Below are 22,098 nucleotides of genomic sequence, written 5' to 3'. Positions count from 1 at the left end.
ACCACCCGTACGGGAAACGGCCTCGACAAGGAACTCGCGAATTTCCGCGGCCAGCGTGTCAAGCTCACCGGCTTCGAGCTTCTTCAGGTCCTGCGGCCCGTGGATCGACTCCAGAACGCCCATGCGTCATTCTCCTTCGGCGCTGCTGATGCGGACAGGGAATGCGGAGTGACAGGCTATCAATTCCTCTTCTCCGCATTCAGGAGATCGGCCGGACGCGGACCGGACCCACGGGAGCCAGTAGTGGAATATTGAACTACCTGGTTTCGTTGTGCCCGCCGAAGGAGGTCACAAAGTGGAGACCACGTACTACGACCACGGCACCCCGGCCGAGCGCTGGGAGCGTGCCCGGGCGTTCTTCGCGGCCAAGGACTACGCGGGAGCGGCGCGCGTGCTGGCCGCCCTGGTGGAGGAGGTGCCGGAGCAGACCGGGCCCCGGCTGCTGCTGGCCCGTGCGTACTACCACTCGGCGCAGCTGCGGCGGGCCGAGGACCAGCTGCGCGTGATCGTGGAGCGCGACCCGGTGGAGCACTACGCCCGGCTGATGCTGGGCCGCACGCTCGAACGGCAGTCGCGGCACGAGGAGGCGGAGCGGCATCTGCGGATCGCCGCCGCGCTCGCGGGCGACCTCCCGCAGGGCCGAGGCGACCTCCCGCAGGGCCGAGGCGACGTCCGGCAACGCTGAGCCGGATCCCCGCAGCCGCCGTGGCACCGGACCGGGCGCCTCGTACCCGGATGGGCCACCGTGGCATCCTGGCGCGATGGCATCCGACCGTGATCACGCGCCGCTCACCGAACGGGTCGAGGAACTCCTCGCCACCGGCGGCCCCCTGCCCATCGTCGCCGCCGGGCAGCCGGTGCTGCGCCGCCCCACCGAGGCGTACGACGGCCAGCTCGGCCCCGCCCTGCTGGCCCGCTTCGTCGAGGCGCTGCGCCTGACCATGCGCGCGGCGCCCGGCGTGGGCCTCGCCGCGCCCCAGGTCGGCGTGGAGCTGCGGATCGCGGTCCTGGAGGACCCGGCGCCGGTGCCGGAGGAGATCGCCGCGATCAGGGGACGGCGCCCGCAGCCCTTCCGGGTGCTGGTCAACCCCGTGTACGAGCCCGTCGGCACCGCGCGTGCCGCGTTCTTCGAGGGCTGCCTCAGCGTGCCCGGCTGGCAGGCGGTGGTGGCTCGGCATGCCGAGGTGCGGTTGCGCGCGGAGGACGAGCGGGGGCGCCCGGTGGACGAGGTGTTCACCGGCTGGCCGGCCCGCATCGTGCAGCACGAGACGGACCATCTCGACGGCACGCTCTACCTCGACCGCGCCGCTCCGCGCTCCCTGTCCACCAATGAGGCCGTCGCCGCCCTGTGGTCCCAGCCGACCCCGGCCGCGGCCGCGACCGCCCTCGGCTTCGAACTGCCGTGATCCGCCCGCGCGTCCGCCCCCGGGGCGGGGAACCCTCCCGGTCATGACCATGCCCCCTGGGGGCCGCGTGCGCGCGGCCCCCAGGGGGCGGTCAGGGTCCCGGCGGATTCCCCCGAGGGTCCCCTCAGTTGTCCCGGTACGCCTCCAGCAGGCGCAGCCAGACCTCGCTCAGGGTCGGGTAGGAGGGGACCACATGCCACAGGCGGCTGATCGGGACGTGGCCCGCGACGGCGATCGTGGCCGAGTGGATGAGTTCGCCGACGCCGGGGCCGACGAAGGTGACGCCCCGCAGGATCTCGTCCTCCAGATCCACGACCATGCGGGCGCGGCCCTTGTAGCCGTCGCCGTACAGGGCCGCCCCGGCGACGGAGGAGAACTCGACGTCGACGGCCCGGACCCGGTGCCCGGCCTCCTCCGCCTCCGCGAGGGAGAGCCCGACCGCGGCGGCCTCGGGGTCGGTGAACACGACCTGCGGCACGGCCTCGTGGTCGGCGGTGGCCGCGTGTGGGCCCCAGGGGCCGTCGAGCAGCGGGGTGCCGGCCGCGCGGGCACCGATGGCGGCACCGGCGATACGGGCCTGGTACTTGCCCTGATGGGTGAGGAGCGCGCGGTGGTTGACGTCACCGGCGGCGTACAGCCAGTCGGTCCCGGTGACCCGCAGCGTGTCGTCGACCTCCAGCCAGGAGCCGGGCTCCAGGCCGACGGTGTCGAGGCCGATGTCGTCGGTCTGTGGGATGCGGCCGGTGGCGAAGAGGATCTCGTCGGCCTCAAACCTTTCACCCGTACGAGTGAGGGCCACCACGGTGCCGTCCTCCCGGGTGACGGACGCGACGGACACCCCCGTGCGCACGTCCACCCCGGCCTCGGTGAGCGCCTCGGCGACCAGTTCCCCGGCGAACGGCTCCATGCGGCTGAGCAGGCCCTTGCCCCGTACCAGCAGGGTCACCCGGGAGCCGAGCGCCGCCCAGGCGTCGGCCATCTCGGTGGCCACGACACCGCCGCCGACGACGAGCAGCCGCCCGGGGGCCGCGTCCGCGCTGGTGGCCTCCCGGCTGGTCCATGGCCGTACCTCGGCGAGTCCGGGCAGGTCGGGCAGCTGGGCACGGGTGCCGGTGCAGACGACGACGGCGTGCCGGGCCGTGAGGGTGGTGACGCTCCCGTCGGACACGGTGACGGTGACCGTGCGCGGTCCCGCGAGGCGGCCGTGGCCCCGGTAGAGGTCGGCGCCGATGCCCTCCACCCAGTCGACCTGCCCGTCGTCCTGCCAGTGAGAGGTGAAGTTGTCGCGGCGCTCCAGCACGGCCGGGGTGTCGAGGGGTCCCTGGGCCGCCGCGGCGAGGCCGGGCAGCCGTCGGGCGTCGGCCTGGGCGATGACCGGCCTGAGCAGCGCCTTGCTGGGCATGCACGCCCAGTAGGAGCACTCGCCGCCGACCAGTTCGCTCTCCACGATCGCGGTGGTGAGGCCGGCCGCGCGGGTGCGGTCGGCGACGTTCTCCCCCACGGGCCCGGCCCCGAGCACCACGACGTCGTACGCGATGGTTTCCGATTCCGTCGTTTCCGTCATGGGGTCAGTCTGGTGGGTGGTGTGCGCGGCGGCCACATGGGTACGAGCGCGCACACGGGCACCCGGGTGCGCGAGAGGCGTCCGGGTGCGCGTGAGCGGTGCCCGCACCAGCGTGGACACCGCCCGGAATAGGCGGCCCACCGGCCGTGTTTCCGCCGTCGGCACACCCCCGGACCAGGAAGAGGGAAGCAGGCCATGAGCAGCACCGTGGAACTGACCAAGGACAACTTCGACCAGACGGTCACGGACAACGACTTCGTGCTCATCGATTTCTGGGCGTCCTGGTGCGGTCCGTGCCGGCAGTTCGCGCCGGTGTACGAGAAGGCCGCCGAGGACAATCCGGACCTGGTGTTCGGCAAGGTGGACACCGAGGCGCAGCCGGAGCTGGCGCAGACCTTCGGCATCCAGTCGATCCCGACGCTGATGATCGTGCGGGACCGGGTGGCCGTGTTCGCCCAGCCCGGCGCACTGCCCGAGGCGGCCCTCACGGACGTCATCGGCCAGGCCCGCAAGCTGGACATGGACGAGGTCCGCAAGAACATCGCCGCCCAGGAGGGCCAGGGCCAGTAGCCGCCGGGGGTGGCGGGCCCGGTGGCCGCCGGGGGTGGCGGGCCGGGTTCAGGTGGACTCGCGTCGTACGACCGAGGAGCCGAGGACCCGGTGCACCTCCGGTTCGCCGCCCGGGTCGCGCACCGCGCGGTCGATGAGGGCGGCGAGGCCGCGGCCCGAGGGCAGTTCGATGCGGACGGTGCTCAACCGGGGCCGCAGCAACCGGCCGAGCATCAGATCGTCGGCGCCGATCACGGCCACGTCCTCGGGGATGCGCCGCCCGGCGTCCTGGAGGGCCCGCATCAGCAGCATGGCGTACTCGTCGTTGTAGGCGAACACCGCGTCCAACTCGGGCCAGTCCGCCGCGAGTTCGGCGGCGGCCCGCTCCGTGTAGGCGAGCGGCACGCCGAGGACGCTCGCCTCGGTGCCGCGCACTGCCTGCCGGGCGCCGGCGAGCCGGGCCCTCGAATAGATCTCCAGGCCGGGCGCTTCCGGTACGACGACCCCGATCCGGCGCCTGCCGCGTTCGTACAGGTGGGCGGCCGCGCACCGGCCCACGGCGTCATGGTCCATCAGCAGGGCGTGCGCCCCCTCGACGCGTTCGGGACCGAGGGTGACGACCGCGCGGGCGCCGGAGCGTTTGAGGATGTCGACGCCCCGGGGGCCGATCCCGGTGCCGGGCACCAGGACGGCCACGGGCCGTAACTCGGCCCAGGCGCGGGCGGCGTCGTCGCTCTGGAGGCCGACGGAGCCGTACTGGACGACGGTGTAGTCGAGCCGGCCCAGAGCGCCCTGGACCTCGTTGAGGAACGCGCTGTAGAGGGGGCCGACGGGGATCGCCGGGGCGGGCATGAGGACCGTACGGCTGTGTCCCGCGCGCAGGCTGCGGGCAGCCGCGTGGGGGACGTACCCCAGTTCCCGCGCGGCCTCGTGGACGCGCCGCCGCGTGGGTTCGCTGATCCGCACGGCGTCGGTGTTGTTGAGGACGTAGGACACGGTCGCGCGCGAGACGCCGGCCAGGCGGGCCACATCGGCACTCGTGGGAGTGTTCGGTATCTGCACCATGACAGACCGCATCTTGGCAGAGCGGCCCGGGGGTGCGGCACGCGGGGGACCGTGGTTCGCTTTTTGACCAACTACCGTGCACGAAAGGGCCGTTCGGCCCCTTGCCGGGCGGGGTCAGGCGGGTGGCCGGGTGCGCGTCACCCGCGCGACCAGGTCCATCCACGCGGCCTCCAGGCGGGCCATGGGCATCCCGCGCTGCCGGGTCAGATGGTGGATGAGCGCCGGATCGAGGGAGGCCAGCAGGGTCTGGGCCAGCAGTTCGCAGTCCGCGTCCGGCACGATCTGGCGCAGCAGCATGATGACGTGGGTGCGCAGCGCCTGCGTCGCGGGGTGGGAGAAACGGCGGCACGCCTCGGGCTGGGCGGCGAGTTGCAGCTCCAGCTGCTCGGCCGAGCGGTAGAGCACCGCGATGCCGAACGCCCGCAGCCGCTCCAGGGGCGGCGCGCCGGGACCGAGCGGCGGGGGCCCGCCGAGGAAGTCGGCTTGGAGCTGCCTGCCCGAGTGGTCGAGCAGGGCCGTCAGCAGTCCGGTGCGGTCGCCGAAGCGCCGGAAGACCGTGCCCTTGCCGACCTTGGCCGCCGAGGCGACGGCCTCCATGGTGACGCCGGCCACGCCGTGCTCCGCGATCAGCCGGGCGGCGGCCTCCAGCAGCCGGGCCCGATTGCGGGCCGCGTCGGCGCGCAGACAGGGCTCCTCGGGAGCCGTGCCGAGCTCCAGCAGGGGTGGCGCGTCGGAGGGCTCCTGCGGCGTCGGGAAGGGCTGCGGCGCGCTGGACATGAAGACAGCGTAAAGCACCGGGAACAGAACTGGACCCCGGTCCGGTTAGGGTGGTAGAAATTTAAACGGACCTTGGTCCGGATCGTAACGGCGATGTTTCAGCCCCTGGAGATTTCCCATGTCTGTTCGTATCCTCGCGCTCGTCGGCAGCCTGCGTGCCGGTTCGCACAACCGTCAGCTGGCCGAGGCGGCCGCCAAGCTCGCCCCCGAGGGCGCCGAGGTCGTGCTCTTCGAGGGCCTCGCCGACGTGCCCTTCTACAACGAGGACCTCGACATCGAGGGCGGTGTCCCGGCCGCCGCCGCGGCGCTGCGTGAGGCCGCTCAGGGCGCCGACGCGTTCCTGCTGTTCTCGCCCGAGTACAACGGCACCATGCCGGCCGTCCTGAAGAACGCCATCGACTGGCTGTCCCGCCCGTACGGCGCCGGCGCCTTCGGCGGCAAGCCCGTCGCCGTGATCGGCACCGCCTTCGGCCAGTACGGCGGCGTGTGGGCGCAGGACGACACCCGCAAGTCGGTCGGCATCGCCGGCGGCAAGGTGATCGAGGACATCAAGCTCTCCATCCCCGGCTCCATGACCCGCTTCGCCGAGACCCACCCGGTCGACGACGCCGAGGTCGCCGCCCAGCTGACCGAGGTCGTGGCGCGTCTGCACGGCACCGCGGCGGAGATCACGGCCGCCTGAGCCCCACCCGAACCGCCCGTAGGGGCCGGAGCCGAGCGGCCTCCGGCCCCTACGGGTCTTTTCCGACCCGTGCCCGTGCCCCTGTCCCTGCCCCTGCCCCTGCCCCTGCCCCTGCCCCTGAGGGGCTCCGCCGCCGCCCCCTCCGGGGTTCACTACGGCAGCCGGGGGTACGACTCCGCGTCGCGCTCGACTTCCGGGGCCGGGCAGGGGTATGCGGACGATGGCCGTACGGCCGTGATCGTGTCAGCCGCCCGAGGAGGAAGCCGTGCCCCTGGTCCCGCCCCCGTTCGACCCGGAACTGGCCGCGTGCCTGGAGTCGCTCGGGGACGCGGCCGCGCCCGGGTTCCGTCTGGAGGATCTCGACGCCGCCCGGCGCGGCACCTGCCTGGCGGCACCGGACCTCACCCTGGGCGGCGCCTTCGAGGTGAGCGAGTACGCGGTGCCGGGCCCGCCCGGCGCCCCCGGGGTCCCGCTGCTGGTGTGCCGTCCCAGGGGTACGACGACCCAGCTGCCGGTGCTCTACCACGTGCACGGCGGCGGCATGATGGCCGGCACCGACCGGGCCGGGGTGGAGGTCCCGCTGGACTGGGCGCGGGAGCTGGGAACGGTGGTGGTGTCGGTCGACTACCGGCTCGCCCCCGAACATCCGCACCCGGCCCCGGTCGAGGACGTCTACGCGGGTCTCGTCTGGACCGCCGCGCACACGGCGGAGATCGGCGGCGCCCCGCGGCGGATCGTCGTCGCGGGGGCCAGCGCGGGCGGCGGGCTCGCGGCGGCGGCCACCCTGCTGGCCCGGGACCGGCAAGGTCCGCACCTGCTCGGCCAGTTGCTGCTGAGCCCGATGCTCGACGACCGCAACGACACCGTCTCCGGTCGGCAGATGACCGGCCGCGGACTGTGGGACCGCACCGCCAACGAGACCGCCTGGACCGCCCTGCTGGGCACGGACCGGGGCGGCCCGGACGTCTCCCCGTACGCGGCCCCGGCCCGTGCCGCCGACCTGTCCGAACTGCCACCGGCCTACCTCGACGTCGGCTCGGCGGAGACCTTCCGGGACGAGACGGTCGCCCACGCGTCCCGCATCTGGGCGGCCGGCGGCCGGGCCGAACTCCACGTCTGGCCGGGCGCGTTCCACGGCTTCGACACCCTCGCCCCGAAGGCCGCCCTGTCCCGGGCGGCGCGCGCCGCCCGGCTCGACTGGCTGCGGCGGCTGTTCACGCGGTGAGGCACGAGCCCAGCGGCAACCCCCTCCCCAGCCAGGCTTGTTGACGTTACCGTTCGGTAGACCCCGTGTCCGGAGCCTCCCGGAGGTACTCGCCCATGACGCCCGACCGCTCCCCCGGTCTCGCCGAGTCCGCCCGTGCGCTCGCCGCCGGGGAGGTGACCTCCCGGACACTGGTGGAGCGGACCCTGGCCCGGATCGAGGCGAGCCGGCCGGTGCTGAACGCCTTCCGCGTCGTGCGCGCCGAGGCCGCGCTCGCGGAAGCGGACGCCGCCGACCGGGAGTTGGCGGCGGGCGGGCGGCGCCCGCTGCTCGGGGTACCGCTCGCGGTGAAGGACGACACGGACGTGGCGGGCGAGCCGACGGCGTTCGGCTGCACGGGCGACTTCCCGCCGGTGGCCGAGGACGGGGAGGCGGTACGGCGGCTGCGCGCGGCCGGCGCGGTGATCGTCGGCAAGACGAACACCTGTGAGCTGGGGCAGTGGCCGTTCACGGAGGGACGGGCCTTCGGCGACACCCGCAACCCCTGGCATCCCGGGCACACCCCCGGCGGCTCCTCGGGCGGCTCGGCGGCGGCGGTGGCGGCGGGCCTCGTCCCGGCCGCGCTCGGCTCCGACGGCGCCGGTTCGGTGCGCATACCGGCCGCCTGGACCCGGCTGATCGGCATCAAACCGCAGCGCGGCCGCATCTCCACCTGGCCGCGCCCCGACCCCTTCCAGGGGATCACGGTCAACGGCACGCTGGCCCGTACGGTCGCCGACGCGGCCCTGCTGCTCGACGCGGCGAGCGGCAGCCACGCCCGGGACGTGCACCGGCCGCCCGCGCTGACGGTCGCGGACGCGGTCGGCCGCGATCCCGGTCGGCTGCGCGTCGCGCTGTCCCTGAGGCCGCCGTTCACCGCCGTACCCTCCCGGCTGCATCCGCAGATCCGCGCCCGGGTCACCGAACTCGCCGGGCAGCTGGCCGCGTCGGGGCACGAGGTGACGGAGGACGACCCGCCTTACGGACAGATCGGGCTGGCCTTCGTGCCCCGCGCCACCGCCGGGATCGCCGAACTGGTCGCCGAGGCCCCCGATCCCGCGCTGCTCGACGCCCGCACCCGGGGCGCGGCCCGGCTGGGCCGGCTGCTCGGCGGGGCCCCGCTGCGGGCGGCCCGGCGCTCGGAGGCGGCGCTGCAAGGGCGGATCGGCGCCTTCTTCCGGTCGTACGACGTGATCCTCGCCCCGACCACGGCGGCGCCCCCGCCGCGGATCGGCGCGCTGTACGGGCTCGGCGGGGCGGCCACGGACCGGGCGATGATCGGCGCGTGTCCGTACGCGTGGCCCTGGAATGTGCTGGGCTGGCCCGGGGTCAATGTGCCCGCCGGGTTCGTCGGGGACGGACTGCCGGTGGGAGCACAGCTGCTCGGGCCCGCGGGGAGCGAACCCCTGCTGGTGTCGCTCGCGGCCCAGTTGGAGGCGGAGCTGCGCTGGCACGAGCGGTGGCCGCCGGAACCCGCCGGGTCAGGCGTCACGCCGTGAGCAGAGCGGCGGCCTTGAGGAGTTCCAGGGCCACGTACCACAGGTGGCCGCGGGAGCGTGGCAGGTCCTCGCCCGCGAGGACGCGGTCGGAGCGGCGGTTCAAGCAGGGGCGGACGGGCGCCAGTTGGGTCGGCAGGAGGACCGCGGCGGCCACCGTCGGCCCGATGATCCGGGCGGGGGCGGCGTCCACCGCGACGGCGACGCTCACCACGACCGCGAGCACCGCCTCGACCGTGTTCAGCGCCCGGAACACCGTTCGGCCGATGCCGAGCCGGACGAAGGTGACGGCGGTGGCGACGGCCGCGGACGTGGCGTTCATCGGTGGGCGCCCTGGATCAGGCCGAGATGGAGGGGGCAGATCAACTCGCCGTGCTCCTCGGCCGGATCGGCGGACGCCCAGCGGCTGAGCGGCATCCGCGCCAGCGGCAGATATCCGCGGGCGCCGCCGCGGTCCATGCCGGGGCGGACGGTGCAGACGGCGCGCGCGGGCGGCCGGGGCCGGTGGACGCCTCGGCCCGGCGCTCGACCCGGCCCTCGGTCACCAGGGCGTCGAGGTGGAAGCGGACGGTGTCGGGGTGCACGCCGAGCCGCTCGGCCGTCTCCGTCACCCCGAGCGGCGCGGGCGCGGCGCGCAGCGCGTCCAGCACGGCACGCCGACGCGGGCCCTGCGCCCTGTTCCGCCTGCTCTCACCTGCGCGTTTTTTTCACGAATCCCACCTGTGAGAATTGTAGGCTGGGCCTCGGAGACCGAGGTGCGTGAGGGGTGCGGATGTCATCGGAGGCCGAACGGGCGGAACCGGTTCCGGAGCTCCTGTGCGACGCCCGGGCGCTGGCCGAGGAGCCGCCGCTGCCGTCCGGTGTGCTGTGGAAACTCGCCGAGGGCGGGCGCCAGTTGGATGCCAATGTGGTGCGGATCGCGCCGGGCGGGCGGATCGCGGCGCACGCGGAGGGGCGACTGGACGTGCTGCTGCTGGTCGTCGCCGGGGAGGGGGTGCTCGGCGCGGGCCCCTCGGACGCGCCGCGGCCGGTCGCCGAGGGGGCCCTCGTGTGGCTGCCGCGCGGTGCCACCCGGAGCCTCAGCGCCGGGGAGCGGGGCCTGACCTATCTCACCGTGCACCACCGCCGCCCCGGTATGAGCATCACCGCCCGGCCCGCCGACCCGCCGTCCTGACCCATATCCGGACCGATCCGGACAAGGCCCAACCGGTGTACGGCAGGGGCCCGTTGTCCCTGCGGGAAGTGCCATTAGGGTGCCCCCGTGAGCACGTTTACCGACACCGATGAGAACGTTCCCGGCCGCCACGGGCCGGGCGCCACCGCCGAGGCCGACCCGCGCGAGGTCGGCCGGGTGCGCACCGAGTACTCCCCCGCCCACGACGGCGACCCGGACCCCGGGGAGATCGTGTGGACCTGGGTGCCGTTCGAGGAGAACGACGGCCGGGGCAAGGACCGTCCGGTGCTGGTCGTCGCCCGCGAGGCGGCGGGCACCTTCCTGGCGGTGCAGCTCTCCAGCAAGCGGCACGACGGCGACCGGGAGTGGGTGGCCATCGGCAGCGGCCCCTGGGACCGCACGGGCCGGGACTCCTGGGTGGACGTGGACCGGGTGCTGCGCCTCCACGAGGACGGCATGCGCCGCGAGGCGTGCGCCCTGGACCGGATGCGGTTCAACCTGGTCCGGCAGCGGCTGCACGAGCGGTACGGCTGGACCTGACGGCCGACGCCGGGCCGGAACCGCCCCCGGCCCCTCAGCTCCCGTCCCTCAGACCCCCGCCCCTCTCAAACCCTGGCCGGCGCGAACACCCGTACGAACGCCTCCCGTACCGTCGCCCGGGGCGTCCGGTCCAGGACTCCGAACACCACCTGCTCGAAAGTCCGCTCGAATCGCCCCCCGGCGCCGAGCAGCTCCCGGAACGCGCCCGCGACCTGCTCCGGGTCGTTCTGGAAGACTCCGCAGCCCCAGGCGCCCAGGACCAGGCGCCGGTACCCATGGGCCGCGGCGGTCTCCAGGACCCGCTCGGCGCGGGTCGCGAGGGCGGCCGGGATCTCCCCGGCGCGCTCGGGCGCCGTACGCCGCAGGACGCCCGCGTTCGGGGCGGCGGCGGTCAGGAAACCCACATGGTAGGGCTCGGCGAGGAGTCGGCCGCGGTCGTCGCGGAAGACGGGGACGCCGGGGGTGTGGATCACCCGGTCGGAGTAGAGCGGGTCCCGGTCGGCGCGGTGATGGTCGTAGAACTCCCGGGCCTCCAGCAGGCAGGTGTACAGCGCGGAGGCGCGGCACAGGGCCTCTTCCTGGGCCTGGGCGCCGTTCAGATAGCCGCCGCCGGGGTTTCTCGCCGAGGCGAAGTTCAGGACGGCGACGGGCGCGTCGGCCAGCCGCTGGGCCGCCTCCGTGCTGCTCTCGCCGGTCACCTCGACGACCGTGTCCAGGCCGGGCGCCGGTGGCACCGGGACCGGCCCGGGGCCATGCATCCGGGTGCCGCTCCGGGCGGCTGTTATCGCGTCCGTGAGGGACACCTCCCGGCCGTCCGGGAGCCGGTAGCGGCCCGCGGCCACGATCTGTTCCGTCTCTGCGGCGATTCCGCGCAGGCGCGCGCTCATGGCGCCACCCCCGTGGACGCCATGACCGCGGCCCGCGCGGTCTCCCCCGTTGTGCTCATGCGGTCATCCTGCGTGATGCTGGTGGGGCGGTGCAACGGAGTTTTCCCGGCCCCGGAATCCGGAGTTTCCCGGCCCCGGAATCCGCCGTGAACGCGCACGGTCACGAAGGTGACCGGTCCGCGGCGCCGCAGGGGCGCTCTTGTGCGATCCGGCACGAGGGTCTTGGCTGGTACGAGTGCCGGCCCGGCCGACCGAACGCCGGACCGGAGACATGGTGGAATCTCAGGAGGATCCCGACATGTCCGATGTGATGGACGAGGGTGGTGACTGTACGGGGCACCGTACGGCCGTCACCGAGGCCGAGGTGGACGCGCTGGTCCAGGGCATCTGCTTCAAGACCGGGCCACCCCGCACCCTCGGTGTGGAGCTGGAGTGGCTCATCCATGACCGGGACCTGCCGCAGCGTCCCGTGACACCCGACCGACTGCGCGCGGCCTACGCGGCCGTGCGTGCCGTACCCCTCGGTTCGGCGCTCACCGTCGAACCCGGCGGCCAGCTGGAGCTCAGCTCGCCGCCCGCCGCCTCCCTCACGGAGTGCGTCGGCACCGTCTCCGCCGACCTCGCGGCCGTCCGCGCCGTCCTCGACGAGCAGGGGCTCGTCCTCGTCGGCCTCGGGCACGATCCCTTCCGCGTCCCGGACCGGTTCCTGCGCGAGCCGCGCTACGACGCCATGGAGACGTGCCTGGACCGCACCGGACCGGCCGGGCGGCACATGATGCGCGCCTCCGCCTCCGTGCAGGTCTGCGTGGACGCGGGCCATGAGGAGCCGGGCCCGCTGGGGCACGGGCGGCGCTGGTGGCTGGCGCATCAGCTGGGCGCGGTCCTGGTGGCCGCGTTCGCCAACTCCCCGCTGGTCGACCGGCTGCCCACCGGCTGGCGGTCCGCCCGGCAGCTGATGTGGGCGGAGATCGGCGCGGACCGGGCGGGCGCGCCCCCGCCGCAGGAGGAGCCGCGGTCCGCGTGGGCCCGGCATGTGCTGGACTCCCCGGTGATGTGCGTGCGCCGGGACGGCGGGCCCTGGGAGGTGCCCGAGGGGCTGACCTTCCGGGAGTGGACGCGCGGGCAGGGGTCGCGGCCGCCCACCCGGGCGGACCTCGATTACCACCTGACCACCCTGTTCCCGCCGGTCAGACCGCGTGGCCATCTGGAGCTGCGGATGATCGACGCGCAGCCGGGCGAGGACGGCTGGATCGTGCCGCTCGCGGTGACGGCGGCGCTCTTCGACGATCCGCAGGCCGCCGAGACCGCCTACCGCTGTGTGAAGCCGCTGGCCGAGCGGACGCTGAACCTGCCGGCCCCGCACAATCCGCTGTGGAGCGCCGCGGCCCGGCTCGGGCTCGCCGACCCGGAGCTGCGGGAGGTGGCCGCCGCCTGTTTCGCGGCGGCGCTCGACGCGCTGCCCCGGCTCGGTGCCGGCGCCGAGGTGACGGACGCCGTCGCGGGGTACCTGGAGCGCTATGTCGCCCGGGGCCGCTGCCCGGCCGACGATCTGCTGGACGCGCTGCCCGGCACCCGTACCGCCCCGGCCGGGAGCGGCCCCGCCGCCCAGGGCAGGAAGGACATCCCCTCATGACCGCCGCCAAGGCCGAGGCCACGACCGCGGAGCCGGACACCGAGGCGCTGCGCGAGCGCGCGCTGGCCTCGCTCACCACCGCCCGGGACCGCACCACCTTGCTGACCACGTGTGTGGACGAACCCGATCTCACCGCGCAGCACTCGCCGTTGATGTCCCCGCTGGTGTGGGACCTCGCGCACATCGGCAACCAGGAGGAGCTGTGGCTGCTGCGGGCGGTCGGCGGGCGGGAGGCGATGCGCCCCGAGATCGACGGCCTGTACGACGCCTTCGAACATCCGCGCGCGGAGCGGCCCTCGCTGCCGCTGCTGCCGCCCGCGGAGGCCCGGCACTACGCGGCCGAGGTGCGCGGACGGGTCATGGACCTGCTGGAGTCCGCCGATCTGCGGGGCACCCGGCTGACCGAGGCCGGGTTCGCCTTCGGGATGATCGCGCAGCACGAACAGCAGCACGACGAGACGATGCTGATCACCCATCAGCTGCGCAAGGGGCCCGCGGTGCTGACCGCGCCGGACCCGGAGCCCGGCCCGCCGTTCACCGGTCCTGCCGAAGTCCTCGTCCCCGGCGGCCCGTTCACCATGGGCACCTCCGATGAGCCATGGGCGCTGGACAACGAACGCCCGGCGCATGCGCGGGAGGTGGCGCCGTTCTGGATCGACACCACCCCGGTGACGAACGGCGCGTATCAGGCGTTCATCGAGGACGGCGGCTACGGCACCGAGCGCTGGTGGACGCCGGAGGGCTGGGCGCACATCCGGCGGCACGGGATCGACGCGCCGCTGTTCTGGCGCCGGGAGGGCGAGCGCTGGCTGCGCCGCCGCTTCGGCACCACCGAGGTGGTGCCGCCGGACGAGCCGGTGCTGCATGTGTGCTGGTACGAGGCCGATGCCTACGCCCGCTGGGCCGGGCGCCGGCTGCCCACCGAGGCGGAGTGGGAGAAGGCCGCCCGGCACGACCCAGCCACCGGCCGCTCCCGGCGCTACCCCTGGGGCGACGCCGACCCGGGGCCAAAGCACGCCAACCTCGGTCAGCGGCACCTGGGCCCCGCCCCGGCCGGCAGCTACCCGGCCGGGGAATCCCCGCTCGGGGTACGGCAGTTGATCGGCGACGTGTGGGAGTGGACGGCGAGCGACTTCCTGCCGTACCCGGGGTTCCAGGCGTTCCCGTACAAGGAGTACTCGGAGGTGTTCTTCGGCCCCGAGCACAAGGTGCTGCGCGGCGGTTCGTTCGCCGTGGACCCGGTGGCCTGCCGGGGCACGTTCCGCAACTGGGACTATCCGATCCGGCGGCAGATCTTCTCCGGCTTCCGCACCGCCCGTTCGGAGACCGCCTGATGTGCCGCCATCTCGCCTACGTGGGCCCCGAGTTGCCGCTGGGGCGGCTGCTGACGGAGCCCCCGTACAGCCTGTTCCGGCAGTCGTGGGCGCCGCGGCGGCAGCGGTACGGGACGGTCAACGCCGATGGTTTCGGCGTGGGTTGGTACGCCCCCGGTGATGCCGAGCCCGCCCGTTACCGGCGGCCCGGACCGATCTGGGCGGACCTGTCCTTCACCGATCTGGCCCGGGTGGTGCGCTCCGGCGCGGTGCTCGCCGCCGTACGGGACGCCACCCTCGCGGGGGCGGACGCGGAGGCCGCGGCGGCGCCGTTCGCCGCGGGGCGCTGGCTGTTCAGCCACAACGGGGCGGTCGCGGGCTGGCCGGACGCGGCGGCGCCGCTGGTGGCCACGCTGCCCCCGGTCGACCTGCTGTCGCTGCCCGCGCGCACCGACTCGGCCTTCGTCTGGGCCCTGGTGCTGCACCGGCTGCGCACCGGGGCGGACCCGGCGCGGGCCCTGGCGGAGACGGTGCGCGAGGTCGCGCGGGCCGCCCCCGCCTCCCGGCTGAACCTGCTGCTGACGGACGGCACCACCATCGCCGCCACCGCCTGGGGCGACAGCCTCTGGTACCGCACGGAGCCCGGTCTGGGCACGGTCGTCGCCTCCGAGCCCTACGACGACGACCCGCTGTGGCGGGAGGTCCCCGACCGCACCGTGCTCACCGCGGACAGCAGCGGTGTGCTGCTCGCCCCGGCGGCGCGACCGGCCGCCGTACCACCTAAGGAGCCCTGCACGTGAGCCCTCTGCACGTCACCCGCACCCTCCCCGAGGACGCGACGGAGGCCGCGCTGCGCGCCGATGTCGAACACGGCCTGACCGACGATCCCAAGTGGCTGCCGCCGAAGTGGTTCTACGACGCCCGGGGCAGCGAACTCTTCGACCGGATCACCGAGTTGCCCGAGTACTACCCCACCCGCGCCGAGCGGGAGATCCTGGCCGCCCGGTCCGGTGAGATCGCCGCCGCGAGCGGAGCCCGGACGCTGATCGAGCTGGGCTCGGGCTCCTCGGAGAAGACCCGCTATCTGCTCGACGCCCTCACCTCGCTGGCCGCGTACGTCCCGGTCGACGTCAGCGAGAGCGCCCTCACCCAGGCCGGGCGGGCGCTCATCGCGGAGCGCCCGGACCTCGAAGTGCACGCGCTGATCGCCGACTTCACCGCGCCGCTCGCCCTGCCCCCGACGCCGGGCCCCCGGCTGGTGGCGTTCCTCGGCGGCACCATCGGCAATCTGCTGCCCGCCGAGCGCGCCGCGTTCCTCGCTTCGGTGCGCGCCCTGCTCGAACCCGGCGACGGCCTGCTGCTCGGCACCGACCTGGTCAAGGACGAGCAGGTGCTGGTGCGGGCGTACGACGACGCGGCCGGGGTGACGGCCGCGTTCGACAAGAACGTGCTGAGCGTCGTCAACCGCGAACTGGGCGCCGACTTCGACCCGGACGCCTTCGAGCACGTGGCGCTGTGGGACGCCCGGCGCGAGTGGATCGAGATGCGCCTGCGCTCGCGCACCGCGCAGACCGTGAAGGTGCCCGCGCTGGGCCTCGCGGTCGAGTTCGCGCCGGGCGAGGAGCTGCGCACCGAGGTGTCGGCGAAGTTCCGCGAGGAGGGGGTGAGCCGGGAACTGGCCGCCGCCGGGCTCGGGTTGACCCATTGGTGGACCGATGCGCAGAACCGGTTCGCGCTGTCGCTGAGCGTGGCACGGTGAGCGGCTCAGAGGTCCGGGGTGAGCTTCTCGGTGATCTTCTGTGACGCCCGGCGGGCCTCGGTCGCCGGGTCGGCCCCGGTCAGCACCAGGGTCATGTACCGCTTGATCGGGTTGTCGGCCTCGACGTCCGCCCACTGAGGGGTGTTGGGGGTCGCTCTGCCGTGTGCCGCGCCCGCGGCCATGGCGGCGACCCCCTCCTCGCCGGAGACGGCGGCGGCCAATGTGGTCTTGTTGGGCACGTAGTTCATGGTGCGGGCGAGTTCGGTGTCCCATTTGGCGCCGGTGAGCGCCCCGATGACGGCGGTCGCCGCGAACTGGTCCTTGGTGTTCTGCGCCACGACGAGGTCGGAGCCGCCGGTGAACACGGCGCCGGGCCGGGAGGCGTTCGGTCCGGGCACCGGGAAGTAGCCGAGTTTCCCCTTGAGTTCCGGGTTCTGCTTCACGATGGCCTGGGCGAGTCCCGGTACGGCGACGATCTGCGCCACCCTGCCACCGGCGAACACCCCGGCCTGGGGCGGGTGTTCCTCGTCCGCGCCCTTGGGTCCGTCGCCCAGCGACTGGAGCCGCCGGTAGAAGTCCATGCCGCGCAGCGCGGCGGGGGTGTCCAGGGCGCCCTTCCACTGGTAGTCGTCGACCTTGCGGGCGAGGTCGCCGCCCTCGTCCCAGATGAAGCCGGAGAGCGTGTACCAGTCCTGTCCGGCGAGGTAGATCCCCTGGTCCGGGCCGGAGTCGAGCTTCTCGGTGTCGGCGAGCCATTCGGCGCGGGTGCGCGGCGGACGGGCGATGCCGGCCTGCGCGAACAGGTCCTTGCGGTAGATGACGACGCGGTTGGCGGCGTACCAGGGGATGCCGTACTGCGAGCTGCCGTCCTTGCCGGGTTCGGCGAGTCCGGGCAGCCATTTGTCCTTGCCCCAGTCGCGCATCGACTCCAGGGTCAGATCAGCGAGTCGGCCGCCGTCGGCGTACAGCGGCACCTGGGTGTTGCCGACCTCGATCACGTCGGGCGCGTCGTCGGAGGTCTCCGCGAGCGCCTTGCGGACCTTCGCCACGATGCCGGTCCAGTCCTGGATGCGGATGTCCAGGCGCAGGTCCGGATGGGTGTGTTCAAAGTCCTTGGTGAAGCGGTCGAGGAAGTCCGCCGAGGCGCTGTCCTTCATCAGCCACACGGTGACGGTCTCGCGCTGATGGGTGCCGGGGAGCATTCCGCAGCCGCTGACGAGGCAGCCGGTGACACAGCCGAGGGCGAGCAGACGACGTCTCACGAGGGGTCCTGTTCTGTCTGGCATGGCGCTTGCGCACAGGGGTGAAGGCCCGACGTGGGGGGACGAGCGCACAGGCTCGTACGGGTGTGGCTGGATTTTGGTATGGACCAATGCCGAGGTCAAGGGGTATCGGTGATTACGCGAGGTCACGGCCGCTACGCCGTGCGGAGCGGGCCGGGATGCGGCACCGTGGAGTACGACGTGTCCCCCGGCCCAAGGAGCCTCCGATGACGGACCACACCTACCGGGTCACCGAGATCGTCGGCACCTCGCACGAGGGCCTCGACCAGGCCATCCGCAACGGCATCACCCGCGCCGGACAGACGCTGCGCAACCTGGACTGGTTCGAGGTGACGCAGGTCCGCGGCCAGATCGAGGACGGGCGGATCGAGCACTACCAGGTGGGCCTGAAGGTGGGCTTCCGCATCGAGGACGGCGACTGACCGACCGCCTCGGGCGTCCCGCCTCAGGTACGGCCCTCCTTCTCCTGGGCCTCGCGCAGCGCGGCGGAGTCCTCGGCCCAGCGGGCCCGCACCACGGTGAATCCGGCGCGTTCGGCGTCGTCGCACACCACCGTGTCGTCGTCCACGAGGAAGCGCACCGCGCGGCCCCGGGCGAGCCGGCGCAGGGTCGCGAGCTTGGTGAACCGGGCGGGCCTGCGGTCCGCGTCGCCCCGCATGTACAGGTCCCCGGCGGGCAGTTCGTGCGCGGCGAGCCAGTCCAGGGTGTCGCGCCGGTACCGCTCCGGACGGCCGGTCAGATAGACGACCTCGCAGTCCCGCGCGCTGCGCCGGGCCAGCTCGACGCCCTCGGCGAGCGGCGGGTCGGCGGGCGCGGCACCGAAGAACCCGTCCCAGTCCTTGGGCCGCCGCTGGAGGAAATGCTGCCGGTGGGCGGTGTCCGCCAGGGTGTTGTCGAGGTCGAACACGGCGATCGGCCGTGCGCTGTCGTCGCGCCCGCCGATGCCGCTCATACCGATGCCGCTCATACCGATGTCGCTCACACCAAGACCTTAGCCACGTGCGGGAATCCACGGGCGGTCGAGGCGTTGAACCACAGGTGAGCAGTTCAGTGATCGCCCGGACCCGGTTCTCCGTCCTCGACCGTTCCCGCATCCGGCAGGGGCACCCGCCCGCCGAGGCGCTGCGGGACACCGTGGCCCTCGCACGGGAGGCGGAGGCGCTCGGCTACCACCGGTTCTGGGTGTCCGAGCACCACGGTGTGCCCGGTGTCGCCGGTTCCGCGCCGACCGTGCTGGCCGCCGCGGTGGCCGCCGCCACCCGGACGATCCGGGTGGGCACCGGCGGCGTGATGCTGCCCAACCACCGGCCGCTGGTGGTCGCCGAGCAGTTCGGGGTGCTGGAGTCGCTGTTCCCGGGGCGGATCGACATGGGCCTCGGACGCTCGGTGGGCTTCACGGACGGCGTACGCCGGGCGCTCGGCCGGGACAAGGGGGACGCCGAGGACTTCGGGGCCCAGCTCGACGAGCTGCTCGGCTGGTTCTCCGGGGCGTCCCCTACGGGGGTGCGCGCCCGGCCCGCGGACGGTCTGCGGGTGCCGCCGTTCGTGCTGGCCCTGGGCGAGGGCGCGGCGATCGCGGCGCGGGCCGGACTGCCCCTGGTCATCGGGGACCTGCGCGGCCGGGAGCGGCTGCTGCGCGGTGTCGAGCGCTACCGCGCCGGGTTCCGCCCCTCCCCCTGGGCGGCCGAGCCGTATGTGGTGATCTCCGGGACGGTCGCGGTCGCCGGCACCGAGCAGGACGCGCGGCGGCTGCTGGTCCCGGAGGCGTGGTCGATGGCGTACGCCCGCACGCACGGCACCTTCCCGCCGCTCGCCCCGGCCGAGGAGACCGAGGCACGCTCGCTGACCGCGCGGGAGCGGGAGGCGTACGACGCCCAGCTCGCCGGGCAGCTCGCGGGCACCCCGGACCAGGTCGCGCACGAGCTGGAGTCGGTGCTGAAGGAGACCGGCGCGGCCGAGGTCCTGGTCACCACCAGCGGCTACGACCGTACGGCGCTGCTGGACTCCTACCGCGCGCTGGCCGCGCTCTTCGCCGCCGCTCCCTGACCCCGGGGGCGGCGCCCCGAGATGCGAGGCGGGCCCGCGCCGGTGACCCTGGGAGGGCAAGGACGTAAGCGAGGAGGAGGACCGCCATGTCCTTCATGGACAAGCTCAAGGGCATGATCAAGGGCCACGAGAGTCAGGCCGACAAGGGCATCGACAAGGGTGGCGACTACATCGACCAGCGCACCGGCGACAAGTACCAGAAGCAGGTCGACACCGCCCAGGACAAGGCGCGGGACGAGTTCGGCACCCGGCAGGACCCGGGCAACCCGCCGCGGTCCTGACCGTAGGGGGCGGATAGGGTGTGTCTTCCATGCACCACAGCCCCCATGATCCCTGCGTCCGCGTCCGCGGCGCCCGTGAGCACAATCTCCGGGGCGTCGACGTGGACGTCCCGCGTGACGTACTGGCCGTGTTCACCGGGGTGTCCGGCTCGGGGAAGTCGTCCCTGGCGTTCGGCACCATCTACGCCGAGGCCCAGCGCCGTTACTTCGAGTCGGTCGCGCCGTACGCCCGTCGGCTGATCCACCAGGTCGGCGCGCCCAAGGTCGGTGAGATCACCGGGCTGCCGCCCGCGGTCTCGCTCCAGCAGCGCCGAGCGGCCCCCACCTCGCGCTCCTCGGTGGGCACGGTCACCAATCTCTCCAACTCCCTGCGCATGCTGTTCTCGCGTGCCGGGGAGTACCCGCCGGGCGCGGAGCGCCTGGATTCCGACGCGTTCTCGCCGAACACGGCGGCGGGCGCCTGCCCCCGGTGCCACGGTCTGGGCCAGGTGCACGACACCAGCGAGGAGTTGCTGGTGCCGGATCCCGCGCTGTCGGTGCGCGAGGGCGCGATCGCCGCGTGGCCGGGCGCCTGGCAGGGCAAGAACCTGCGGGACATCCTGGACGCGCTCGGCCACGATGTGGACGCCCCCTGGCGTGAACTGCCCGCCGAGCAGCGGCACTGGATCCTGTTCACGGACGAGCAGCCGGTCGTCACGGTGCATCCGGTGCGGGACGCGGACCGTATCCAACGCCCGTACCAGGGCACGTACATGAGCGCCCGCAGGTATGTGCTCAAGACGTTCGCCGACACCAAGTCGCCGACCCTGCGCGCCAAGGCGGAGCGCTTTTTGACCAGCGCGCCCTGTGCGGGGTGCGGGGGCAGCCGGCTGCGGCCCGAGGCGATGGCGGTGACCGTCGGCGGCCGCACCATCGCCGAGCTGGCGTCGCTGCCCCTGACCGGCCTCGCCGAGATGCTGGACGGCGACTCGGAGACGGCGCGTGTCCTCACCGAGGACCTGAAGTCGCGGATCGCGCCGGTGGTCGAACTCGGCCTCGGCTATCTGAGCCTGGACCGCTCCACCCCCACCCTCTCGGCGGGCGAGCTGCAACGGCTGCGGCTGGCCACCCAGTTGCGGTCCGGACTGTTCGGTGTGGTGTACGTGCTGGACGAGCCGTCCGCGGGACTGCACCCGGCGGACACCGAGGCGCTGCTCACCGTGCTGGCCCGGCTGAAGGCGGCGGGGAACTCGGTGTTCGTGGTGGAGCACCATCTGGAGGTGGTGCGCGGCGCCGACTGGCTGGTGGACGTGGGGCCCGGCGCGGGCGAGCACGGCGGGCGGGTGCTGTACAGCGGGCCGCCCGCCGAACTGGCGTCGGTCGAGGAGTCGGCGACGGCCGCGTTCCTCTTCGACGAGGCGCCGGGGCCGCCGCGTGAAGTCCGGGAACCGCGCGGCTGGTTGACGGTGGGTCCGGTGACCCGGCACAACCTGCGCGAGGTGACGGCCGCGTTCCCGCTGGGCGCGTTCACCGCCGTCACCGGGGTCTCCGGGTCGGGTAAGTCCACGCTGATCGGCGAGTTGACGCAGGAGACGGAGGGCGTCGACCGGCTGGTGCGGGTCGACCAGAAGCCGATCGGCCGCACCCCGCGCTCCAATCTGGCCACGTACACCGGGCTGTTCGACGTGGTGCGGAAGGTGTTCGCGGCGACGGACGAGGCGCGGACGCGCGGGTACGGCGTCGGGCGGTTCTCCTTCAATGTCGCCGGGGGCCGCTGCGAGACCTGCCAGGGCGAGGGGTTCGTCGGCGTCGAGCTGCTGTTCCTGCCGAGCACGTACGCGCCCTGCCCGGACTACGGCGGCGCCCGCTACAACCCCGACACCCTCCAGGTGGCGTACCGGGGGCGGAACATCGCCGAGGTGCTGGACCTCACGGTGGAGGCGGCGGCGGAGTTCTTCGCGGACGTCCCGGCCGCCGCCCGGAGCCTCGGCACGCTGCTCGACGTGGGCCTCGGCTATGTGCGCCTCGGCCAGCCCGCGACCGAGCTGTCCGGCGGCGAGGCCCAGCGGATCAAGCTGGCGAGCGAGCTGCAGCGCGGTCGCCGCGGCCACACCCTGTATCTGCTGGACGAGCCGACCACCGGACTGCACCCGGCCGACGTCGAGGTCCTGATGGACCGGCTGCACGGCCTGGTCGACGACGGGCACACCGTCGTCGTGGTCGAGCACGACATGACGGTGGTCGCCGCCGCCGACTGGGTCATCGACCTCGGCCCGGGCGGCGGCGACCAGGGCGGCCGCGTCGTCGCCGCGGGGCCGCCGCAGCGGGTGGCCCGGTCGGAGGGCAGCGCGACGGCGCCGTATCTGGCCCGGGTGATGCCCTAGGGGACGCCCCCGAGGGGCTGCCCCTGCCGGGTCGCCC

The 22,098-nt window shown here is 73.9% G+C and carries 25 protein-coding genes; 16 read left to right on the top strand and 9 right to left on the bottom strand.

Annotated features, from left to right (window positions below):
• Nucleotides 1-123, bottom strand: a 123-nt coding sequence (locus ACLF5H_RS02435; RefSeq protein ID WP_421674429.1) for a 1-deoxy-D-xylulose-5-phosphate synthase N-terminal domain-containing protein, incomplete at its 3' end; no start/stop codon positions are given.
• Between the two features lie 172 nt (nucleotides 124-295).
• On the opposite strand from ACLF5H_RS02435, the gene ACLF5H_RS02430 reads away from it, so the two are divergent.
• Together ACLF5H_RS02430 and ACLF5H_RS02425 are read left to right on the top strand one after the other, a co-directional pair.
• The gene (locus ACLF5H_RS02430) at nucleotides 296-685 is read left to right on the top strand and encodes a tetratricopeptide repeat protein (RefSeq protein WP_421674420.1); all 390 of its coding nucleotides are present in this window, start codon (nucleotides 296-298) and stop codon (nucleotides 683-685) included.
• A gap of 76 nt (nucleotides 686-761) precedes the next feature.
• Nucleotides 762-1,406, top strand: coding sequence for a peptide deformylase (locus tag ACLF5H_RS02425; protein ID WP_421674419.1), 645 nt, complete (start codon nucleotides 762-764; stop codon nucleotides 1,404-1,406).
• Between the two features lie 124 nt (nucleotides 1,407-1,530).
• Here the strand turns inward: ACLF5H_RS02425 and ACLF5H_RS02420 are convergent, their stop codons facing one another.
• Nucleotides 1,531-2,970, bottom strand: a complete 1,440-nt coding sequence (locus tag ACLF5H_RS02420) for a dihydrolipoyl dehydrogenase family protein (protein WP_421674418.1) — start codon at nucleotides 2,968-2,970, stop codon at nucleotides 1,531-1,533.
• Between the two features lie 195 nt (nucleotides 2,971-3,165).
• On the opposite strand from ACLF5H_RS02420, the gene trxA reads away from it, so the two are divergent.
• Nucleotides 3,166-3,540: a thioredoxin gene (gene trxA, locus ACLF5H_RS02415; protein ID WP_421674417.1), complete on the top strand. Its 375-nt coding sequence runs from the start codon at nucleotides 3,166-3,168 to the stop codon at nucleotides 3,538-3,540.
• A 48-nt stretch (nucleotides 3,541-3,588) separates the two neighbouring features.
• On the opposite strand, the gene ACLF5H_RS02410 is transcribed toward trxA, so the two are convergent.
• Together ACLF5H_RS02410 and ACLF5H_RS02405 are read right to left on the bottom strand one after the other, a co-directional pair.
• A complete protein-coding gene (locus ACLF5H_RS02410; protein ID WP_421674416.1) occupies nucleotides 3,589-4,596 on the bottom strand; it encodes a LacI family DNA-binding transcriptional regulator in 1,008 nt (335 codons plus the stop codon).
• 102 nt (nucleotides 4,597-4,698) lie between these two features.
• Nucleotides 4,699-5,379 (bottom strand): TetR/AcrR family transcriptional regulator, encoded by a 681-nt coding sequence (locus ACLF5H_RS02405; protein WP_421674415.1) that lies wholly within the window; start codon nucleotides 5,377-5,379, stop codon nucleotides 4,699-4,701.
• Between the two features lie 100 nt (nucleotides 5,380-5,479).
• Between ACLF5H_RS02405 and ACLF5H_RS02400 the strand changes: the two genes are divergently transcribed.
• The 3 genes from ACLF5H_RS02400 (at nucleotide 5,480) to ACLF5H_RS02390 (ending at nucleotide 8,785) form a co-directional block, all read left to right on the top strand.
• Nucleotides 5,480-6,043, top strand: a complete 564-nt coding sequence (locus ACLF5H_RS02400; protein WP_421674414.1) for an NAD(P)H-dependent oxidoreductase — start codon at nucleotides 5,480-5,482, stop codon at nucleotides 6,041-6,043.
• Nucleotides 6,044-6,308: 265 nt separating this feature from the next.
• The gene (locus ACLF5H_RS02395; protein ID WP_421674413.1) at nucleotides 6,309-7,268 is read left to right on the top strand and encodes an alpha/beta hydrolase; all 960 of its coding nucleotides are present in this window, start codon (nucleotides 6,309-6,311) and stop codon (nucleotides 7,266-7,268) included.
• A gap of 95 nt (nucleotides 7,269-7,363) precedes the next feature.
• The gene (locus ACLF5H_RS02390; RefSeq protein ID WP_421674412.1) at nucleotides 7,364-8,785 is read left to right on the top strand and encodes an amidase; all 1,422 of its coding nucleotides are present in this window, start codon (nucleotides 7,364-7,366) and stop codon (nucleotides 8,783-8,785) included.
• On the opposite strand, the gene ACLF5H_RS02385 is transcribed toward ACLF5H_RS02390, so the two are convergent.
• Together ACLF5H_RS02385 and ACLF5H_RS02380 are read right to left on the bottom strand one after the other, a co-directional pair.
• Nucleotides 8,775-9,104: a hypothetical protein gene (locus ACLF5H_RS02385; RefSeq protein WP_421674411.1), complete on the bottom strand. Its 330-nt coding sequence runs from the start codon at nucleotides 9,102-9,104 to the stop codon at nucleotides 8,775-8,777. The two genes, ACLF5H_RS02390 and ACLF5H_RS02385, sit on opposite strands and share 11 nt — an antisense overlap.
• Nucleotides 9,101-9,241 carry a hypothetical protein gene (locus ACLF5H_RS02380; RefSeq protein ID WP_421674430.1) on the bottom strand — a complete coding sequence of 47 codons (141 nt, stop codon included), beginning with the start codon at nucleotides 9,239-9,241 and terminating at the stop codon, nucleotides 9,101-9,103. Before ACLF5H_RS02380 ends, ACLF5H_RS02385 begins: the two co-directional genes overlap by 4 nt.
• Nucleotides 9,242-9,554: 313 nt before the next feature.
• Between ACLF5H_RS02380 and ACLF5H_RS02375 the strand changes: the two genes are divergently transcribed.
• Together ACLF5H_RS02375 and ACLF5H_RS02370 are read left to right on the top strand one after the other, a co-directional pair.
• Nucleotides 9,555-9,956, top strand: coding sequence for a cupin domain-containing protein (locus ACLF5H_RS02375; protein WP_421674428.1), 402 nt, complete (start codon nucleotides 9,555-9,557; stop codon nucleotides 9,954-9,956).
• A gap of 87 nt (nucleotides 9,957-10,043) precedes the next feature.
• A complete protein-coding gene (locus ACLF5H_RS02370; RefSeq protein WP_421674410.1) occupies nucleotides 10,044-10,496 on the top strand; it encodes a type II toxin-antitoxin system PemK/MazF family toxin in 453 nt (150 codons plus the stop codon).
• A gap of 65 nt (nucleotides 10,497-10,561) precedes the next feature.
• On the opposite strand, the gene ACLF5H_RS02365 is transcribed toward ACLF5H_RS02370, so the two are convergent.
• Nucleotides 10,562-11,383: a TIGR02452 family protein gene (locus tag ACLF5H_RS02365; RefSeq protein ID WP_421674409.1), complete on the bottom strand. Its 822-nt coding sequence runs from the start codon at nucleotides 11,381-11,383 to the stop codon at nucleotides 10,562-10,564.
• Nucleotides 11,384-11,681: 298 nt separating this feature from the next.
• Between ACLF5H_RS02365 and egtA the strand changes: the two genes are divergently transcribed.
• Genes egtA through egtD form a run of 4 tightly spaced genes read left to right on the top strand, consistent with a single transcriptional unit; the run spans nucleotide 11,682 to nucleotide 16,088 of the window.
• On the top strand, nucleotides 11,682-13,016 hold the full coding sequence (gene egtA / locus ACLF5H_RS02360; RefSeq protein ID WP_421674408.1) for an ergothioneine biosynthesis glutamate--cysteine ligase EgtA: 1,335 nt from the start codon (nucleotides 11,682-11,684) through the stop codon (nucleotides 13,014-13,016).
• Nucleotides 13,013-14,350, top strand: coding sequence for an ergothioneine biosynthesis protein EgtB (gene egtB / locus ACLF5H_RS02355; RefSeq protein ID WP_421674407.1), 1,338 nt, complete (start codon nucleotides 13,013-13,015; stop codon nucleotides 14,348-14,350). The genes egtA and egtB overlap by 4 nt, the downstream gene beginning before the upstream one ends.
• The gene (egtC, locus tag ACLF5H_RS02350; RefSeq protein WP_421674406.1) at nucleotides 14,350-15,129 is read left to right on the top strand and encodes an ergothioneine biosynthesis protein EgtC; all 780 of its coding nucleotides are present in this window, start codon (nucleotides 14,350-14,352) and stop codon (nucleotides 15,127-15,129) included. Before egtB ends, egtC begins: the two co-directional genes overlap by 1 nt.
• The gene (gene egtD, locus ACLF5H_RS02345) at nucleotides 15,126-16,088 is read left to right on the top strand and encodes an L-histidine N(alpha)-methyltransferase (RefSeq protein ID WP_421674405.1); all 963 of its coding nucleotides are present in this window, start codon (nucleotides 15,126-15,128) and stop codon (nucleotides 16,086-16,088) included. Before egtC ends, egtD begins: the two co-directional genes overlap by 4 nt.
• A 5-nt stretch (nucleotides 16,089-16,093) precedes the next feature.
• On the opposite strand, the gene ACLF5H_RS02340 is transcribed toward egtD, so the two are convergent.
• Complete coding sequence (locus ACLF5H_RS02340; protein WP_421674404.1) at nucleotides 16,094-17,350, bottom strand: extracellular solute-binding protein; 1,257 nt, start codon at nucleotides 17,348-17,350, stop codon at nucleotides 16,094-16,096.
• Nucleotides 17,351-17,577: 227 nt separating this feature from the next.
• On the opposite strand from ACLF5H_RS02340, the gene ACLF5H_RS02335 reads away from it, so the two are divergent.
• Nucleotides 17,578-17,793 (top strand): dodecin, encoded by a 216-nt coding sequence (locus ACLF5H_RS02335; RefSeq protein ID WP_037656965.1) that lies wholly within the window; start codon nucleotides 17,578-17,580, stop codon nucleotides 17,791-17,793.
• A 23-nt stretch (nucleotides 17,794-17,816) separates the two neighbouring features.
• Here ACLF5H_RS02335 and ACLF5H_RS02330 read toward each other — a convergent pair whose 3' ends face one another.
• Nucleotides 17,817-18,323, bottom strand: coding sequence for an LNS2 domain-containing protein (locus tag ACLF5H_RS02330; RefSeq protein WP_421674427.1), 507 nt, complete (start codon nucleotides 18,321-18,323; stop codon nucleotides 17,817-17,819).
• Between the two features lie 86 nt (nucleotides 18,324-18,409).
• Here ACLF5H_RS02330 and ACLF5H_RS02325 point away from each other — a divergent pair, with 86 nt between their 5' ends.
• The 3 genes from ACLF5H_RS02325 to ACLF5H_RS02315 all read left to right on the top strand — a co-directional run bounded on the left by ACLF5H_RS02325 (nucleotide 18,410) and on the right by ACLF5H_RS02315 (nucleotide 22,061).
• Nucleotides 18,410-19,417, top strand: a complete 1,008-nt coding sequence (locus ACLF5H_RS02325) for an LLM class flavin-dependent oxidoreductase (RefSeq protein WP_421674403.1) — start codon at nucleotides 18,410-18,412, stop codon at nucleotides 19,415-19,417.
• Between the two features lie 86 nt (nucleotides 19,418-19,503).
• Nucleotides 19,504-19,698 (top strand): antitoxin, encoded by a 195-nt coding sequence (locus ACLF5H_RS02320; protein WP_421674402.1) that lies wholly within the window; start codon nucleotides 19,504-19,506, stop codon nucleotides 19,696-19,698.
• A gap of 29 nt (nucleotides 19,699-19,727) precedes the next feature.
• The gene (locus ACLF5H_RS02315; protein ID WP_421674401.1) at nucleotides 19,728-22,061 is read left to right on the top strand and encodes an ATP-binding cassette domain-containing protein; all 2,334 of its coding nucleotides are present in this window, start codon (nucleotides 19,728-19,730) and stop codon (nucleotides 22,059-22,061) included.
• Nucleotides 22,062-22,098: the final 37 nt, after the last annotated feature.

The organism is Streptomyces sp. LaBMicrA B280 (assembly GCF_049222185.1).
Classification (GTDB): domain Bacteria; phylum Actinomycetota; class Actinomycetes; order Streptomycetales; family Streptomycetaceae; genus Streptomyces; species Streptomyces murinus.
The sequence above is the reverse complement of the archived record's forward strand: the minus strand, read 5'-3'. Positions and strand labels throughout refer to the sequence as shown.